The sequence below is a fragment of the Nocardioides luti genome, assembly GCF_014212315.1.
Classification (GTDB): Bacteria; Actinomycetota; Actinomycetes; order Propionibacteriales; family Nocardioidaceae; genus Nocardioides; species Nocardioides luti.
Window position 1 is genome coordinate 1,035,775 of record NZ_JACKXE010000001.1, and the last position, 15,794, is coordinate 1,051,568.

Here is a 15,794-nt window from a genome sequence, read left to right on the forward strand (position 1 = left end):
CAACAAAAAACCCCTCGGCCGGTGGGCAACGAGGGGTGACGCGCGTGCTGTGGGTCGGTGTCGACTCAGCCCGCGCGCCGCGAAAGTACGAGAATCTCCGTCTGCATGCCAGCACGCTAGCCGCCGCGACCCGGGGCCGTCATCCCGCCCCTCGCGCTGTCTCGTCCACTGAGACGACGATCCCACCAAACGGACGGCCACGGGGAGGCAGACGGGAGGTTGCGCGAATCCTGTTAATTCCTGTCGCAGATCCTCCACAACGGGCAATTTCGCGCTTAAGGTGCCACGGGCCGCATGTCATCCACGTCACACCCGGAACACGCGGTCAGCACCCCCCACACGACAGGGATGTCCTGCCGTCCGCCTCATGCTCGAAAGGGGATCTCGGGTGAACCGATCCCGATCCGTCCGCTGGTCAGCGTTGACCGCGTTGGCCCTGGCTGCCACCACCGCAGCCACGGCCAGTCCGTCCCTCGCCGCTCAGGACACGCGTCCTGCGGCGAAGGCGCCTGCTCTTCACCACGGCAAGCTCCAGCCCGGGGCCAAGGCCTTCACCAACCCGCTGACCGTCGCCGACGGTCGTCAGTCCGTCCTCGTGGAGCTCGCCGGTGCCAGTGGCGCCGACGTCGCCAGCCGCGGCGGCTCGGTCTCGGCCCTCCGGGCCCAGGTCGCGCGCGCTGCGGAGGGTGCGCTCGCCTCGGCCCGCTCGGCCGACAAGCGCGCGACGCAGATCTTCACGATCTCCAACGCCCTGCCGGGCGTCGGGCTGAAGACGACCGCCGCCGGTGTGCGGGCCCTGCTCGCCAACGACGACGTCGTCTCGGTGACCCGGATCGCGACGCAGTCGCCGTCCAACGCGAACGTCGCCTCGCTGGTCAAGGCCGTCGACACCTGGAAGTACGCCGGCAACACCGGCAAGGGCGTCAAGGTCGGGATCATCGACACCGGGCTCGACTACACGCACGCCGACTTCGGCGGCGTGGGCACGGTGGAGGCCTACCAGGCCGCGCTGGCCAGCGACACCGACCCGGGCTGGCGTGCCGCGCTGCCGAAGAAGGCCAAGGCCAAGATCATCGGCGGCCACGACTTCGTCGGCGACGACTACAACGCCGACCCGACGTCGGCGTCCTACCAGCCCGTCCCGAAGCCGGACGAGAACCCCCTCGACTGCAACGAGCACGGCACCCACGTCGCGGGCACCGCGGCCGGGTACGGCGTGGGCGGCAACGGCAAGGTCTTCAGCGGCAAGTACAAGAAGCTCAACAAGAGCAAGCTGCTCAAGATGGACATCGGCCCGGGCATGGCGCCCGAGGCCCAGCTCTACCCGCTGCGCGTCTTCGGCTGCGACGGCTCCACCGACGTCACGATCGCCGCCCTCGACTGGGCGCTCGACCCGAACGGCGACGGCAACTTCAAGGACCACCTCGACATCGTCAACCTGTCCCTGGGCAGCGACTACGGCAACGAGGACAGCGCCGACAACAAGGTCGTCGACGCCCTCGCCCGCCACGGCGTGCTCTCGGTCATCGCGATGGGCAACGCGGGCGACATCACCGACATCGGTGGCGAGCCCGGCAACGCGACCAGCTCCCTGGCCGTGGCGAGCACCGTCGACGCGCTCCAGCAGCGCGACGGCATCAAGGTGAACGCCCCGTCCGGCGTCGCCGGCATCGCCGCCGGCCAGATGTCGGTCGCCTACGACTGGCCGAACAACGGCCCGACCGGCCAGCCGGTCACCGGCACCGTCGCGACCATCCCCGGCGCCAACGCCGACGGCTGCTCGCCGCTGTCGGCCTCCGACGCCGCCAAGGTCGCCGGCAAGGTCGCCTGGCTCGAGTGGGACGACAACGACGCCACGCGTCGCTGCGGCTCCGTCGGCCGCTCGGCCAACGTCAAGAACGCCGGTGCCATCGGTGCCGTCTTCACCTCGGGCCTGAACGTCTTCGGCGCCGGCATCACCGGCGACACGCAGATCCCGGTCTTCCAGCTCCCCAAGGTCGGCACGGACAAGCTCCGTCCCGCCGCCGAGGCCGGCACCCTGAACGTCACCTTCGACGGCGCCCTCCAGGCGACGATCAAGGACGTCACGCCGTCCATCTCGGACACGCTGTCGAGCTTCAGCTCGCGCGGCACCCACGGCTCCATCAACTCCGTGAAGCCCGACGTCGCCGCTCCCGGTGACACGGTCAGCTCCGCGGGCGTGGGCACGGGCAACAAGGTCCTCACGATCTCGGGCACCTCGATGGCCACCCCGGTCACCGCCGGTGTCGCCGCGCTCGTCAAGGCCGCCCACCCCAAGTGGTCGCCGCTCCTCGTCAAGGCCGCCGTCATGAACACCGCCGGCCACGACGTCTACACCGAGCCCAACCACAAGGGAAAGCGCTACGCGCCGGCCCGGGTCGGCTCCGGCCGCATCGACGCGCGCGCCGCGTCCGCGACCAAGGTCCTCGCCTACACCAAGGGCAAGAACAACCCGGTCTCCGCGAGCTTCGGCGTCGTCCCGGTGCCCGTCAACGGTGGCAAGGTGACCAAGACCAAGAAGGTCAAGATCAAGAACGTCGGCAAGAAGACGCAGACGATCAAGCTGGCCTACCAGGCCGTCAACACCTCCCCCGGCGCGAAGTACTCCGTCTCGCCGAAGTCGGTGACGATCAAGAAGGGCAAGGCCAAGACCGTCAAGGTCACGCTCACGGTCGACCCCAAGGCGCTGCGCCACACCATCGACCCCACGATGGCCACCACGCAGACCAACGTCTACTACGACCAGGACCAGGCGCGTCAGTACGTCACCGACGCGTCCGGCCGCCTGCTGGTCAAGCCCGGCAAGAAGGCCGCGCTGCGCGTGCCCGTCTACGCCGCTCCGAAGCCCGTCTCCGTCACCAAGGCGACCGCCGGCGCGACCGGCGTCGACCTCGCGGGCGCGGGCGTCAAGCAGGGCTCCGACTCCACGGCGTACACCTCGCTGGTCTCGGTCCTCGAGCTCGGGGCCACCAGCCCCAAGCTGCCGACCTGCACCGACACCGTCACGACCGGTTGCGCCACCACGCGCACCGAGCGCGCCGGTGACCTGCAGTACGTCGGGGCGGTCCGCACCGGCACCGGTCAGGACAGCCTGCTGACCTTCGGTCTGTCGACGTACGCCGACTGGGTGGACGTGGGCACGGTGAACGTGCCGTTCGTCGACTACGACGTCGACGGCGACCAGACGCCGGACTTCGAGACCTACATCCAGCCGATCGCGGACACCGACCTGCTGTACGCCTGGACGGTCGACCTCGCGTCGGGCGACCTGGTGGACCTCGAGCCGGTGAACCAGCTGCTGGGTGACACGGACACCAACGTCTTCGACAACAACGTCGTGACGATGCCCGTGTACCTCGACGCCCTGGGTGTGCCCACGGGCAACGCCAGCACGCCGATCACCTACACCGTGGGCGTGTTCAACGCGTTCAGCGGCAGCAACACCGACAGCTCGACCCCCGTCGTCTACGACGCCGGCCGGCCGAAGCTGGAGATCGACGCGCCGCTGTACGAGGACCAGGGCGGCACGACCGTTCCGGTCGCCAACACCGGCATCACGCCCGCCCAGGCGCTGGTGCTGCACCTCCACGGTGCCTCGGGCAAGCGTGCCGAGGTCGTCGAGATCCCGGCCGCCACGCCGTGATCGACAGCTCCAACTGCTAGAACCGCATGACGGAACGGCCCCGGTGCTCGGCACCGGGGCCGTTTCGCTGCGTCAGGAGCCCGTCAGTCCCGGCCCTGGCAGGTGGTGATGCAGGCCTTGTTGCCCTCGACGTCCGCCAGCACCCAGAAGCGCGGCGCGTGCTCGTCGGTGACCAGCACCCCGCCGGCCGCCACCGCCGCCGCGATCCGGCCCTCCGCCACTTCGGGCGGCACCCGCAGGTCGAGGTGGAAGCGCTGCCGCGGCTCGTCGTGCGGGTCGGTGGCCTGGAACCAGACCGTGGGCAGTGCGCCGTTCAGGTCGACCAGCTCCTCGTCGTACGACGGGGAGTCGGTGAGCCCGAGCACGGCCCGCCAGAAGGGCTGGATCGCGGCACGGTCGGCGGTGTCGAGGGCGATCTCCAGCACGGAGGCGGCCGACGGGTCGGCGCCGACCCCCTCGGCGGCCGCGAGCTCGCTGATCCGCCGGGCCAGCCGGACGTCGCGCTGCGTCACGCCGTGCACGTCGTGGCTGGTGAGCTTGACGTTGAGGTGGGGGTAGCGCAGGTCGAGGTCGGGGTGGTGGTCCATCGCCTCGGCCTCGGCGCCGATCGCGTTCACGAGCCGCAGCCCGGTGGCGAAGTCGCCGGTGAGGAAGCGGGCGTGCAGGGCGCTGAAGAGGATCCGCCAGTCGTCGAGCCCCTCGGCCTCGACGGCGACGTGCCCCATCGTCTCGTCGCTCACGGCAGGACCACCTGCCCGATCGGGCCGGGGTTCGTCGCGATCTCCCAGCGGAAGCCGTCCGGGTCGCCGAAGTAGCCGGTGTAGCCACCCCACTCGCGCTGGACGGCCTCGCCGACCGGCTCGGCGCCGGCGGCGCGGGCGGTCGCGAGGATCTCGTCCACCTCCGCCTCGGTGCGCACGTTGTGGGACAGGGTGATCGGCGCGACGCCCTCGCCACGGCGGATCGGGCCGACCTCGGCCTCGAACTCGTGGGACACCCACAGCGACAGCACGAGGTGCTCCCCCGCCTGGATCATCAGCACCTCCCCGGGGACGTCGAGGGCGGCCTTCCAGCCGAGGCCGTCGAGGTAGAAGGCGCGGCTGGCGTCGAGGTCGCGCACCGCGAGCGTGACGAAGCTGATCCGTTGGTCCATGCCGACCACCCTGCCACGGCGTCGGACAGTGCCGAGGGGCTGCCGGGATCGCGCCGCTCAGTCGCGACGCGTCGTGCGCGTGCGCCGCAGCGCGACGAGCAGCAGGAGCCCGACGCTGAGCGCCTGGAGCCCGAGCACCCAGCGGGTGGTCAGCTCCCCCGGCGGCAACCACACGAACGCGGCGACCCCGGCGAGGAGGGCGAACAGCCAGCCCCAGCGGCAGAGGGTCTCGCGCATGTCGGGGTCCTGTCGCTCGTCGGCGCGTCGGGTAGCGCCGTCGACCCCAGCCTGCCAGAGCGCGGGCCGCACGGCTGGCCTTTCCGGTCAGGCAGGGGCGTCGGCGACCAGCGCGCTCAACCGGGTCCGCTGGGTGCCGTCGTCCTCGAAGTTGGCCGGGTCCAGCCACCGCTCGTTGCGGCCGCGCACCGCCGGCCACTCGGTGTCGGTGATCGAGAACCAGTCGGTGTCGCGGTTGCGTCCCTTGATCACCATGTGGTGCCGGAAGCGGCCCTCGTAGGTGAAGCCGAGGCGCCGGGCCGCTCGCGCGGACGGCTCGTTGAGGCTGTCGCACTTCCACTCGAAGCGCCGGTAGCCGAGCTCTTCGAACGCGTGGCAGGCCATCAGGTGGATCGCCTCGGTCGCGGCCCGGGTGCGCTGCAGGGACCGCGCGTAGATCACGCCGGCCACCTCGATCGTGCCGTGCTGGGGGTCGACGCGGTAGTACGTCGCCATCCCGGCGGCACGTCCCGTGTCGAGCGGGACGATCGCCAGGGTCACGGTGTCCGGCGACGCGGCCGTCTCCGCGACCACCCGGGCCATACCGGCGACGTCCGTCGGCGGGTCCGTGGGACGGTAGGTCCACAGCGGGGCGTCGTCCGGACCGCAGAGCGCCTCGAACAGCGGCTCGGCGTGCTCCGCGGCGAGCGCCTCCAGCCGCACGTAGCGGCCCGCCAGGGTCACCGGGCCCGGCGGCGTCCGCGCGGTCCACTCCGGCACCTCGTCGCCGACCTGCTGCCCGTGCTCGTTCGTCGTCATCCCCGCAACCTACGACGGCGTACGCCGTGAAGCGGTCGGCCGGCCCTACGCTGCGCAGATGAGCCATTCGTGGGCGCGCCGCTGGCACCTGGTCACGGCCGTCGTCGCGGTGGCCGCGCTGCTGCTCCAGCTCGTCCTGGTGGTGTCCGGCTCCGCGGTCCTCGCCGAGCAGGACCCGCCCGGGCTGGCGCTGCGGCTCGGCCGGTTCGCGTCGTACTTCACGATCCAGAGCAACCTGCTGGTCGCGGTCGCCGCGATCACCCTGGCCCGCGACCCGGCCCGCGACGGCGCCGGCTGGCGGGTGCTGCGGCTGGCCGGGGTCGTCGGCATCGCGGTGACCGGGCTGGTGCACTTCGTGCTCCTGCGCCCGCTGCTCGACCTGGACGGGGCGGACTACGTCGCCGACAAGCTGCTGCACGTCGCGGTGCCGCTGCTGGCGGTCGTCGGCTGGGTCCTCCTCGGACCCCGGCCGCGCGCGAGCGTCCGGACCGCGGCGCTGGCCCTGCTGTGGCCGCTGGCCTGGCTCGCCTGGACGCTGGCCGTGGGCGCGCTCAGCGGGTGGTACCCCTACCCGTTCCTCGACCCCGCCGAGGACGGCGCGGGCGCCGTGGTCGTGGCCTGCCTGGGGATCACCGTGCTCGTGGTCGCCTTCTTCGGCGCAGCGCTCGCGGTCGACCGCCGGGCGGCACCGGCTCCACGGAACTGAACGCCGGACTGACGTGCGGGCCGCCGAGGACTAGCGTGCCCCCATGAGCGAGCGCGCCGGCATCGACCCCACCGTCCCGCCGAGCGGCTCCGGCTGCGTCGAGTGCGACGCCGACGGCGGCTGGTGGGTGCACCTGCGCCGCTGCGCGCAGTGCGGGCACGTCGGCTGCTGCGACTCCTCGCCGGCCCAGCACGCGACGGCCCACTTCCGTGCGACCGGGCACCCGGTGATGCGGAGCTTCGAGCCGGGCGAGGACTGGTTCTGGGACTTCGCGGGCGAGCAGGGCTTCCTCGGGCCGCCGCTGGCGCCGCCGACGGCCCACCCCGAGGACCAGCCGGTGCCCGGCCCGGCCGGACGGGTGCCCGCCGACTGGCAGGACCACGTGCACTAGCCGCGGCACGCCCGAGCGGACCAGCCGCTCAGACCAGCCGGTCGAGCTCCTCGCGGACGGCCGCGATGCCGCGGTCGACCTCGTCGTACGACGTGGAGAGCGGCGACAGCCCGAGACGGAGCCCGTGCGGGTCGCGGTAGTCCGGGACCACGTCGCGCGCCCACAGGGCCGCCGTGACCTCGCGCATGAGCGGGTGGTTCACGGTGACGTGGCCGCCGCGCTCGTGGGACGACCGCGGGGAGGCGACGACGACGCCGAGCGGCGCCAGCACCTCGTCGGTCAGCGCGATCGCGTGCTCGGTCAGCCCGACCGACTTCGCGCGCACGGCCTCGATGCCGGCCTCCTCCACCAGCGCCAGCATGTCCTGGATCGCGAGCATGCCGACGATCGGCGGGGTGCCGGAGAGGAAGCGGCGGATCCCCGCGGCGGGGGCGTACGACGGCCCCATCAGGAACGGCTGGTCGGCCCCGATCCAGCCCCGGATGGGCTGGGTGAGCTCGTCGTGGAGCCGCTCCGCGACGTAGACGAAGGCGGGGGCGCCGGGGCCGCCGTTGAGGTATTTGTAGGAGCAGCCGACCGCGATGTCGACGTCCCAGGCGTCGAGCTCCGTCGGCACCGAGCCGGCGGAGTGGCAGAGGTCCGCCAGCATCAGCGCCCCGGCCTCGTGGGTGATCCGGGTGAGCTCGGCCAGGTCGGCCAGCCAGGCGGAGCGGTAGGCGACGTGGCTGACCACGACCAGCGCGGTCTGCGGACCGACGGCGTCGGCGAGCAGCTCGGCGGTGACGCCGGCCGCGGTGTCGACCTCGATCCAGCGGACGGTCAGGCCGAGCTCGTCGGCGATGCCGGCGGCGAGGTACCGGTCGGTCGGGAAGTTGTCGCGGTCGATGACGATCTCGGAGCGACCCGGCCGGGCGGCCACGGCCGCGCGCATCATCTTGTAGAGCAGCACGGTCGTCGAGTCGCCGACCACGGTCTGCCCCGCCGCGGCGCCCAGGCAGACCCGCGCGAGGTCGTCGCCGATCCGCTCCGGCAGCGCCATCCAGGACTCGTCCCAGCCCCGGATCAGCCGGCCGCCCCACTCCTCGTCGACAAAGCGGGCCAGCCGCTCCCCCGTCGCCCGCAGCGGTCGTCCGAGCGAGTTGCCGTCGAAGTAGACCAGCGGGGACTCCGCCCCCACGAAGCGGCCGCGGAGCGGGGACAGGGGGTCGTCACGGTCGAGCTGGGCGGCGTCGGTCACGGGCTCATTCCTACCGCAGCCCCGGTGCCCGGTCGTGTGAGGCGCGTCATGGGGGCACCGTCGCGCCGTCTCACCGGGGTCGGCTGTCGCCGACCGGGCCGACGGAGGGTCGGCCCGCCACTCGGGAGGAACCACATGTCACATCTCGGAAGCACCCTCAGGGGACGGGCCACCGCGCTCGTCCTGCCGCTCATGGTCTGCCTGTCCCTGGTGCTCGCCACCGCGGGCGCGTCCACGGCCGGCGCCACCACGACCCCCACGGCGCAGAAGCCTGTCGCCAGCTCACCCCAGGGGTCCATGACCAGTCGCATCGTCGGCACCACGGCGACCGGCGACAAGGTCAACGGCAAGTTCACCCCGCTGCACTTCACGAAGAAGAACGGTCACGTCAAGGTGCGTGGCCTGCTCCAGGGCGTCGTCCACCAGGCCGACGGCAGCACCCGGACGTTCGCCGCCATGCGGACGCTCAAGGTGAAGTCGATCAACGGCACGCCGGCCTCCGCGCGTGGGGCGGCCGACCGGGCCGCGTGCGACATCCTGCACCTCGTGCTGGCGCCGCTCGACCTGGACGTGCTGGGCCTCCAGGTCCACCTGGACCGGGTCGTGCTCGACATCGTGGCGCAGTCGGGGGCCGGCAACCTGCTCGGCAACCTGCTGTGCGCGGTGACCGGTCTGCTCGACGGTGGACTGGCCGGTGCTCTCGGCCGGCTGACCACCCTGCTCAACGACATCCTGGCCGCACTCGGCCTGGGCGTCTGACCCGCTGACCGACGAGGGCGCCGGACACGCTCCGGCGCCCTCGTCCACGGTCGGGACGGCGCACGCGGAGCACGCCGTACGGCGTGGGGCCGCTCAGCTCGTGACGGCGCCGTGCGCGGCGGACTGCACGACCTTGGCGTACTTGCCGAGGACGCCGCGGGTGTACTTCGGCGGCTTGGGCGACCAGCCCTCCCTGCGGGCCTCGAGATCGTCGATCTCGACGTCCAGGCGGCGGTTCGCGACGTCCAGCGTGATCGCGTCGCCGTCGCGGACGAACGCGATCGGCCCGCCGTCGGTCGCCTCGGGCGCCACGTGGCCGACGCACAGCCCGGTGGTGCCGCCGGAGAAGCGGCCGTCGGTCAGCAGCAGCACGTCCTTGCCGAGCCCGGCGCCCTTGATCGCGCCGGTGATCGCGAGCATCTCGCGCATGCCCGGGCCGCCCTTGGGGCCCTCGTAGCGGATCACGACCACGTCGCGGGCCTTGATCTCGCCGGCGGCCAGCGCGTCCATCGCCGCGCGCTCGCCGTCGAAGACGCGGGCGGTGCCGGTGAAGACGGACTCGTCGAAGCCGGCGCTCTTCACGACCGCACCCTCGGGCGCCAGCGTGCCCTTGAGGATGGTCAGGCCACCGGTCTTGTGGATCGGCCGGTCGAGGGAGCGGATCACGTCGTCGTCGACGGCGGGCGGGGCGATCTGGGCGAGGTTCTCCGCCATCGTCCGGCCGGTGACGGTCAGGCAGTCGCCGTGCATCAGGCCGGCGTCGAGCAGGGCCTTCATCACCATGGGGATGCCGCCGACCTTGTCGACGTCGTTCATGACGTACTTGCCGAACGGCTTGAGGTCGCCGAGGTGCGGGACCTTGTCGCCGATCCGGTTGAAGTCGTCGAGGGTCAGGTCGACCTCCGCCTCACGGGCGATCGCGAGCAGGTGCAGGACCGCGTTGGTCGAGCCGCCGAGCGCCATGACGACGGTGATGGCGTTCTCGAACGCCTCCTTGGTCATGATCTGGCGGGCGGTGATGCCGCGGCGGAGCATCTCGACGACGGCCTCGCCGGAGCGGTGTGCGAAGCCGTCGCGGCGGCGGTCCACGGCCGGCGGCGCGGCCGAGCCGGGCAGGCTCATGCCGAGGGCCTCGCCGACGGCGGCCATCGTGTTGGCGGTGTACATGCCGCCACAGGCGCCCTCGCCCGGACAGATCGCGCGCTCGATGCGGTCCACCTCGGCGCGGGTGATCTTGCCGGCGAGGCAGGCACCGACGGCCTCGAAGGCGTCGATGATCGTGACGTCCCGGCCGTCGACCTGACCGGGCATGATCGAGCCGGCGTACAGGAAGACCGACGCGAGGTCGAGGCGCGCCGCGGCCATCAGCATGCCGGGCAGGGACTTGTCGCAGCCGGCCAGCAGCACCGAGCCGTCGAGGCGCTCGGCCATCATCACGGTCTCGACGGAGTCGGCGATGACCTCGCGGGAGACCAGCGAGAAGTGCATCCCCTCGTGGCCCATCGAGATGCCGTCGGAGACCGAGATCGTGCCGAACTCGAGCGGGTAGCCGCCGGCCGCGTGCACGCCGTTCTTCACGGCCTTCGCGAGGCGGTCCAGCGACAGGTTGCAGGGGGTGATCTCGTTCCAGCTGGACGCGACGCCGATCTGCGGCTTCTCCCAGTCGTCGTCGCCCATGCCGACCGCGCGGAGCATGCCGCGGGCGGCGGCCTTCTCGAGGCCGTCCGTCACGTCGCGGGAGCGGGGCTTGATGTCGATCCGGTCGTCCTGCGCGCGCTCGTCGGTCATGGGTCGAGGGTAATCGCGTGCGGGAGCCGCGGTCGCCACAGGCTCGACCACCGAGAAGGAGGCCCTAGGGTGCGGCCATGCTGGACCCGACGCACGCGGCCGCCGTCGCCGAGGCCTTCGGCCTGCGCGGCGCGGCCCTGCTCGAGGGCCCGGTCGCCGCGGGGCGGCAGGGCCGGATCTGGCGGCTCACCGCCGGGGGCGAGCGGCTGGCGGTCAAGGACACGGCGCTGGCGCTCGACGCCGACCGGGTCGAGCGGGAGGCGGCGTACCAGGACCGCGTGCGCGCCGCCGGCGTCCCGGTGCCCGCGGTGGTGCGGACGGTCGAGGGCCGGGTGCTCGCGGACGTCGGCGGCCCGGTGCGGGCCTACGCGTGGGTGGACCTGCTGCCGCCGGAACGGCGCCTGGACCCCGCCGAGGTCGGCGAGCTCGTGGCGCGCATCCACCGGGTGGTGGTGCCGACGGACGAGGCCGTCGAGGGGTGGTACGCCGCGCCGATCGGTGCCTCCGCGTGGGGGTCACTGCTCGCCCGGCTGCGGGCCGCGGGGGCGCCCTTCGCCGAGCGGCTCGCGGAGGTGCTGCCCGGGGTGCTCGCCGTCGAGGCGTCGTACGCCGTCGCGTCGGACCGCCAGGTGTGCCACCGCGACCTGTGGGCCGACAACGTGCTGCGGGCCGCGGACGGTGGGCTGGTGGTGCTCGACTGGGAGAACTGCGGCCCCGGCAGCCCGTCGCAGGAGCTGGCCGTGCCGCTGCTGGAGTTCGGCCTCGGGGACCCGGGCCGGATGCGGGCGCTGTCCTCGGCCTACGCCGCGGCCGGCGGGCCCGGCCGCCTGCGCGGGCCGGGCGACCTCACCATGCTGCTCGCGCAGTCGGCGCACATCGCGCAGAACGGCTGCGAGCGCTGGCTGGCGGCCACGACCGACGAGGACCGCGCCGACAACGCCGCGTGGGTCGGCGAGTTCCTCGACGAGCCCTCGTCGCCCGCGTTGGTGGCCTCGATCCTCGACGCCGTGGGGTGAGCCCGCTCAGGCGTCGGCGGTCGCTGCGGCGGCATAGTCCGCCACGAATTCGTCGTCCGTGAGGGTCTCCGGCGACAAAAACGTGGCGGACTATCGCAGCGACGGGTGCTCGGCGGCCGCCTCAGGCCTCGGCGGTCGCCTTGAGCTGGGCGAGACCGCGCTCGAAGTCCTTGCCGATCAGCTTGTCCATCGGCACGACCTTGGCGAAGACGGTGGCGACGCCGGTCTGCTCGCCGGACATCGTCCAGGTCACCTCGGTGGCCTCGCCGCGCGGGACGAGCGTGAAGACGACGTCGCTGGTGGACCGGAACGGCTTGAGGAACTCGAGCCGGATGCCGACCTCCTCGGGCGTCGACCGCACGACCTCCATGCTGCCGCGGCCCGCCTTGCGGTTGCCGGACCACGCGTAGTGCGCGCCGACGCCGGCCTCGGGGCCGGTGTAGGTGCGCTGCAGGTCGTCGTCGAGGCCCTCCCAGGGCGACCAGGCCTGCCAGGCCTGGAGGTCGACGACCAGGGCGTGCACGGCGGCCCGGTCGGCGTCGATCGTGGTCGACCGGCTGACGGTGTAGGAGCTCATGGCGACATCCTCTCGTGCACGCGGCGAGCGTCAGACGGCAGCGGCCCGCACGCACATGACGTCGGGCAGGTCGGCGATCAGCTGGCGCCAGGTCTCGCCCTCGTCGGCCGAGCCCCAGACGGCGCCGTTCCGGGCGCCGAAGTAGAGCCCCGCCGAGGCGTGACCGTCGGCCCACATGGCGTCGCGCATCACCGCGACGAAGAACGTCTCGGGCAGTCCGGAGGACAGCTCCTGCCAGGTCTCCCCCGCGTCGCGCGAGCGCCAGACCGCGGCCTTCGCGTCCGGCGGGTAGCGGCGGTCGCCGCCGTTGATCGGGAAGACGAACACCGTGTCGGGGTCGTGCGGGTGCACCACGATCGGGAAGCCGAAGTCGGCCGGCAGCCCGTCGGCGATGGACTTCCAGACGCCGCCCTCGTCGTCGGAGCGGTAGACGCCGCCGTGGTTCTGGAGGTAGAGCCGCTCCGGCATCGACGGGTGCCGGGTGATCTTGTGGACGCACTGGCCGAACTCGGGGTACTGCTGGCCCTCGGGCAGGAACTCCGCGCGGATGCCCTGGTTGCGGGGCTGCCACGAGGCGCCGCCGTCGGTGGTCTGGTAGACGCCGCCCGTCGAGAGCGCGGCCGTCACCGACTGCGGGTCGCTCGGGTGCGGCAGCACGGTGTGGAAGGCCTGGCCGCCGAAGCCGGCCTGCCAGTCGGGGCGGTGCGGGTGGTCCCAGAGCGCCTGCTCGAGCGCGAAGGTCTCGCCGCCGTCGCTCGAGCGGAACACCGCACCCGGCTCGGTGCCGGCGTACACCATGCCGTCCTCGGCGCCGGGCGCCAGTTGCCAGACCCGCTCGAGCGTGGCGCCCGAGCCCTCCGGGAAGCGGATCGCGCCGTTCGGGGTCTCCTGCCAGGTGGCGCCGAGGTCGTCGGAGATGCGGACCTGGGGGCCGAGCCAGCTCGACGAGGCCCCGGCCAGGAGCCGCGGCGTCGCGCCGCGGGTGTCGACCATGCAGGAGTAGACCTCCTCCATGTCGAAGTGCGGCCCGGTGAACTCCCAGTCGAGGCGGGCCTCGTCCGAGCGTCCGATCCAGAGTCCCTTGCGGGTGCCGATCAGCAAGACCGTGTCCACGTGCGTTCCTTCCATCAGGCGTCCGAGGTCCGGGCGCGCGAGTCCGCCCAACTAGATTGACCGGGTGACGCCCCGATTCTCACCGGTCTGGCTGGTGTTGATCGGAATTTTCTCCGTGCAGTTCGGCGCGGGCATCGCCAAGAGCCTCTTCGACGACGTGCAGCCGACCACGATCGTGTGGCTGCGCCTGGTCACCAGCGCGCTCGTGCTGGCGGCCGTGGCCCGGCCGGCGCTGCGCGGGCGTACGACGCGGGACTGGCTCGTGGTCGTCGGGCTCGGGGCCAGCCTGGGGATCATGAACTGGGCGATCTACCAGTCGTTCGCGCGGATCCCGCTGGGGATCGCGGTCACGATCGAGTTCGTCGGGCCGCTGACGCTGGCCGTGCTGGGCTCGCGCCGGCTGCGGGACTTCGCCTGGGTGCTGCTCGCCGCGATCGGCGTCGCCCTGCTGGGCTTCGAGCGCGCGGACCTCACGCTGGCCGGCGTGCTCTTCGCGCTGCTCGCGGGCGCTTCGTGGGCGGCGTACATCCTCCTCAGCGCGCAGACCGGTCGCCGCTGGCCGGGTCTCGACGGGCTCGCCGTCGCCAGCATCGTGGCGACCCTGCTGCTCACGCCGCTCGCACTCCGCCCGGGCGGCGACAGCCTCGCGGACGGGCACCTGCTGGCGCTCGGTGCCGCGGTCGGCCTGCTGAGCTCGGTCATCCCCTACAGCTGCGAGCTCGTCGCGCTGCGCTCCCTCAGGCCGGCCGTCTTCAGCGTGCTGATGAGCCTCGAGCCCGCCGTCGCGGCCCTCGCCGGCATCGTCGTGCTGCGCGAGCTGCTCAGCCCGCTGCAGTGGGGCGCGATGGCGTGCGTCGTCGTCGCCAGCGTCGGCGCCACCCGGAGCGGTGCGACGCTCGCGGAGCCCGTGCCGGACTGAGCCCGCGAGGCGGCGTCTTTCGCCCTGAGCGAGGAGTGTGAGCCGCACCAGGTACGGCTGAGACTCCTCGCTCCGGAACCCGGCCGCCGTGCGACCGAGTTCACGGGACCGTCACACGACGTTGACTCGCACGACGCGGCACGGGCCTAGGTTCGATGACACGAACTCAACCGGGGAGACCAGATGTTCACCACCGCACGGTTCACCAGACTCGGCAGCACCCCCCTCGTCGCGCACTCCGTGACGCCCCTCGTCCACGCCGTCACCCGTTGGCCGGTCGAGTCCCAGCAGCGGGCTCGCCGCAACGCCATGATCGCCTCCACCGCTCTCGCACAACGGCGTGCGGAGATCGACGACGTCGAGGAGTTCCTTGCCTCCCTCGGCGGACTCCCGGCAGCGGAGGTTGCAGCCCAGGCTGCGCACGGCTGAGTTCACCGGGGTCTCCCGCCTCCCTGGGAGCCCCGGTGAACTCAGCCACAGGTCCCTCCGTCGCGTGGTCCGCTGGGGCACAATCGGGGCCATGCCCGCCTCCGCCGCCCGCGCCGCCACCGCCGAGACGCTCACCTTCCACGAGGTCCTCTCCGACGACGGCACCCGCCTGCGGGCGTGGACGAACGACCCCGACGGCACCATCGACGGCCCCACGGTGGTGCTCTGCAACGGCCTCGGGACGAACCCGTGGACCTGGCCGGCGTTGCTCCGCCCGGAGTGCGGCGTCCGCGTCGTGTCGTGGAACCACCGCGGCACCGGCGGCTCCGAGCGCCCCGCCGACCCGCAGCGCGTCGGGATCGCGGAGTTCGTCGAGGACGGCCTCTCGGTGATGGACCACTTCGGCGTGGACCGGGCGGTGCTCATGGGCTGGTCGATGGGCGTGAACACGATGTTCGAGCTCGCCGTCCGCAACCCCGAGCGGGTGTCCGGGCTGTTCGCGGTCGCCGGCGTCCCCGGTGACACCTTCGCCACGATGCTCGGCCCGCTGCACCTGCCGCACCTGTTCGCCCGCACCCTGACGGTGAACATGTCCCGCGCGCTGAAGCTCAGCGGCCGGCTGCTCACGCCGGTCGCCTCGCGGCTGCCGATCGGGCCGAAGGCCATCGACCTGCTGACCCACACCGGCTTCATGTTCCCCGTGCCCGACCCCGAGCTCGCGGCGGTCGCGGTGGCGGAGTTCCTGACGACGCCGGTCGAGTGGTACGCCCACCTCGCGCTCCGCACCTCCGAGCACGCCCGGGTCTCACTCAGCGGCATCCGCGTGCCCACCGAGTTCGTCGCCGGCACGTACGACGTGCTCGCCGGGGCCCGCGACATGTTCTCCGCCGCCCAGCGCATCGACGGGGCGACGTACGTCGAGCTCCGCGCCAGCCACTTCATCCAGATGGAGCAGCCGGACCGCGTGCACGCGCTGCTCTGCGACTTCCTGGAGCGGGTGGGCTGAC

General features: G+C 72.6%; 16 protein-coding genes. 8 read left to right on the forward strand and 8 right to left on the reverse strand.

The annotated features are described in order from the left end of the window. Positions 1–430: 430 nt before the first annotated feature. Positions 431–3,664 (forward strand): S8 family serine peptidase, encoded by a 3,234-nt coding sequence (locus H5V45_RS04905; protein WP_185251907.1) that lies wholly within the window; start codon positions 431–433, stop codon positions 3,662–3,664. Positions 3,665–3,747: 83 nt separating this feature from the next. Here the strand turns inward: H5V45_RS04905 and H5V45_RS04910 are convergent, their stop codons facing one another. From H5V45_RS04910 to H5V45_RS04925, 4 genes are all read right to left on the reverse strand, one after another. Next, complete coding sequence (locus tag H5V45_RS04910) at positions 3,748–4,404, reverse strand: 4a-hydroxytetrahydrobiopterin dehydratase (RefSeq protein WP_343061422.1); 657 nt, start codon at positions 4,402–4,404, stop codon at positions 3,748–3,750. Next, on the reverse strand, positions 4,401–4,817 hold the full coding sequence (locus H5V45_RS04915; RefSeq protein WP_185251908.1) for a VOC family protein: 417 nt from the start codon (positions 4,815–4,817) through the stop codon (positions 4,401–4,403). The genes H5V45_RS04910 and H5V45_RS04915 overlap by 4 nt, the downstream gene beginning before the upstream one ends. A gap of 57 nt (positions 4,818–4,874) precedes the next feature. Beyond that, positions 4,875–5,054: a hypothetical protein gene (locus tag H5V45_RS04920; protein ID WP_185251909.1), complete on the reverse strand. Its 180-nt coding sequence runs from the start codon at positions 5,052–5,054 to the stop codon at positions 4,875–4,877. Positions 5,055–5,141: 87 nt separating this feature from the next. Further along, on the reverse strand, positions 5,142–5,852 hold the full coding sequence (locus tag H5V45_RS04925; protein WP_185251910.1) for a GNAT family N-acetyltransferase: 711 nt from the start codon (positions 5,850–5,852) through the stop codon (positions 5,142–5,144). Positions 5,853–5,910: 58 nt separating this feature from the next. On the opposite strand from H5V45_RS04925, the gene H5V45_RS04930 reads away from it, so the two are divergent. Continuing rightward, the gene (locus H5V45_RS04930; protein WP_185251911.1) at positions 5,911–6,558 is read left to right on the forward strand and encodes a Pr6Pr family membrane protein; all 648 of its coding nucleotides are present in this window, start codon (positions 5,911–5,913) and stop codon (positions 6,556–6,558) included. A gap of 43 nt (positions 6,559–6,601) precedes the next feature. Further along, positions 6,602–6,949: a UBP-type zinc finger domain-containing protein gene (locus H5V45_RS04935; protein WP_185251912.1), complete on the forward strand. Its 348-nt coding sequence runs from the start codon at positions 6,602–6,604 to the stop codon at positions 6,947–6,949. A gap of 28 nt (positions 6,950–6,977) precedes the next feature. On the opposite strand, the gene H5V45_RS04940 is transcribed toward H5V45_RS04935, so the two are convergent. Beyond that, positions 6,978–8,186, reverse strand: coding sequence for an aminotransferase class V-fold PLP-dependent enzyme (locus H5V45_RS04940; protein WP_185251913.1), 1,209 nt, complete (start codon positions 8,184–8,186; stop codon positions 6,978–6,980). Between the two features lie 135 nt (positions 8,187–8,321). Between H5V45_RS04940 and H5V45_RS04945 the strand changes: the two genes are divergently transcribed. Then, the gene (locus tag H5V45_RS04945; protein WP_185251914.1) at positions 8,322–8,945 is read left to right on the forward strand and encodes a hypothetical protein; all 624 of its coding nucleotides are present in this window, start codon (positions 8,322–8,324) and stop codon (positions 8,943–8,945) included. A gap of 93 nt (positions 8,946–9,038) precedes the next feature. On the opposite strand, the gene ilvD is transcribed toward H5V45_RS04945, so the two are convergent. After that, complete coding sequence (gene ilvD / locus H5V45_RS04950; protein WP_185251915.1) at positions 9,039–10,733, reverse strand: dihydroxy-acid dehydratase; 1,695 nt, start codon at positions 10,731–10,733, stop codon at positions 9,039–9,041. 77 nt (positions 10,734–10,810) lie between these two features. Between ilvD and H5V45_RS04955 the strand changes: the two genes are divergently transcribed. Then, positions 10,811–11,749, forward strand: a complete 939-nt coding sequence (locus H5V45_RS04955) for a phosphotransferase enzyme family protein (RefSeq protein WP_185251916.1) — start codon at positions 10,811–10,813, stop codon at positions 11,747–11,749. Between the two features lie 121 nt (positions 11,750–11,870). Here H5V45_RS04955 and H5V45_RS04960 read toward each other — a convergent pair whose 3' ends face one another. Both H5V45_RS04960 and H5V45_RS04965 read right to left on the reverse strand, forming a co-directional pair. Continuing rightward, complete coding sequence (locus H5V45_RS04960; protein WP_185251917.1) at positions 11,871–12,326, reverse strand: SRPBCC family protein; 456 nt, start codon at positions 12,324–12,326, stop codon at positions 11,871–11,873. Between the two features lie 30 nt (positions 12,327–12,356). After that, positions 12,357–13,439, reverse strand: coding sequence for a WD40/YVTN/BNR-like repeat-containing protein (locus H5V45_RS04965; RefSeq protein ID WP_343061423.1), 1,083 nt, complete (start codon positions 13,437–13,439; stop codon positions 12,357–12,359). A gap of 64 nt (positions 13,440–13,503) precedes the next feature. Here H5V45_RS04965 and H5V45_RS04970 point away from each other — a divergent pair, with 64 nt between their 5' ends. The 3 genes from H5V45_RS04970 (at position 13,504) to H5V45_RS04980 (ending at position 15,793) form a co-directional block, all read left to right on the forward strand. After that, on the forward strand, positions 13,504–14,358 hold the full coding sequence (locus H5V45_RS04970) for an EamA family transporter (protein ID WP_343061424.1): 855 nt from the start codon (positions 13,504–13,506) through the stop codon (positions 14,356–14,358). A gap of 183 nt (positions 14,359–14,541) precedes the next feature. Beyond that, positions 14,542–14,787, forward strand: a complete 246-nt coding sequence (locus tag H5V45_RS04975; protein ID WP_185251919.1) for a hypothetical protein — start codon at positions 14,542–14,544, stop codon at positions 14,785–14,787. A 91-nt stretch (positions 14,788–14,878) separates the two neighbouring features. Then, complete coding sequence (locus tag H5V45_RS04980; protein WP_185251920.1) at positions 14,879–15,793, forward strand: alpha/beta fold hydrolase; 915 nt, start codon at positions 14,879–14,881, stop codon at positions 15,791–15,793. The last annotated feature ends 1 nt before the right edge of the window (position 15,794 follow it).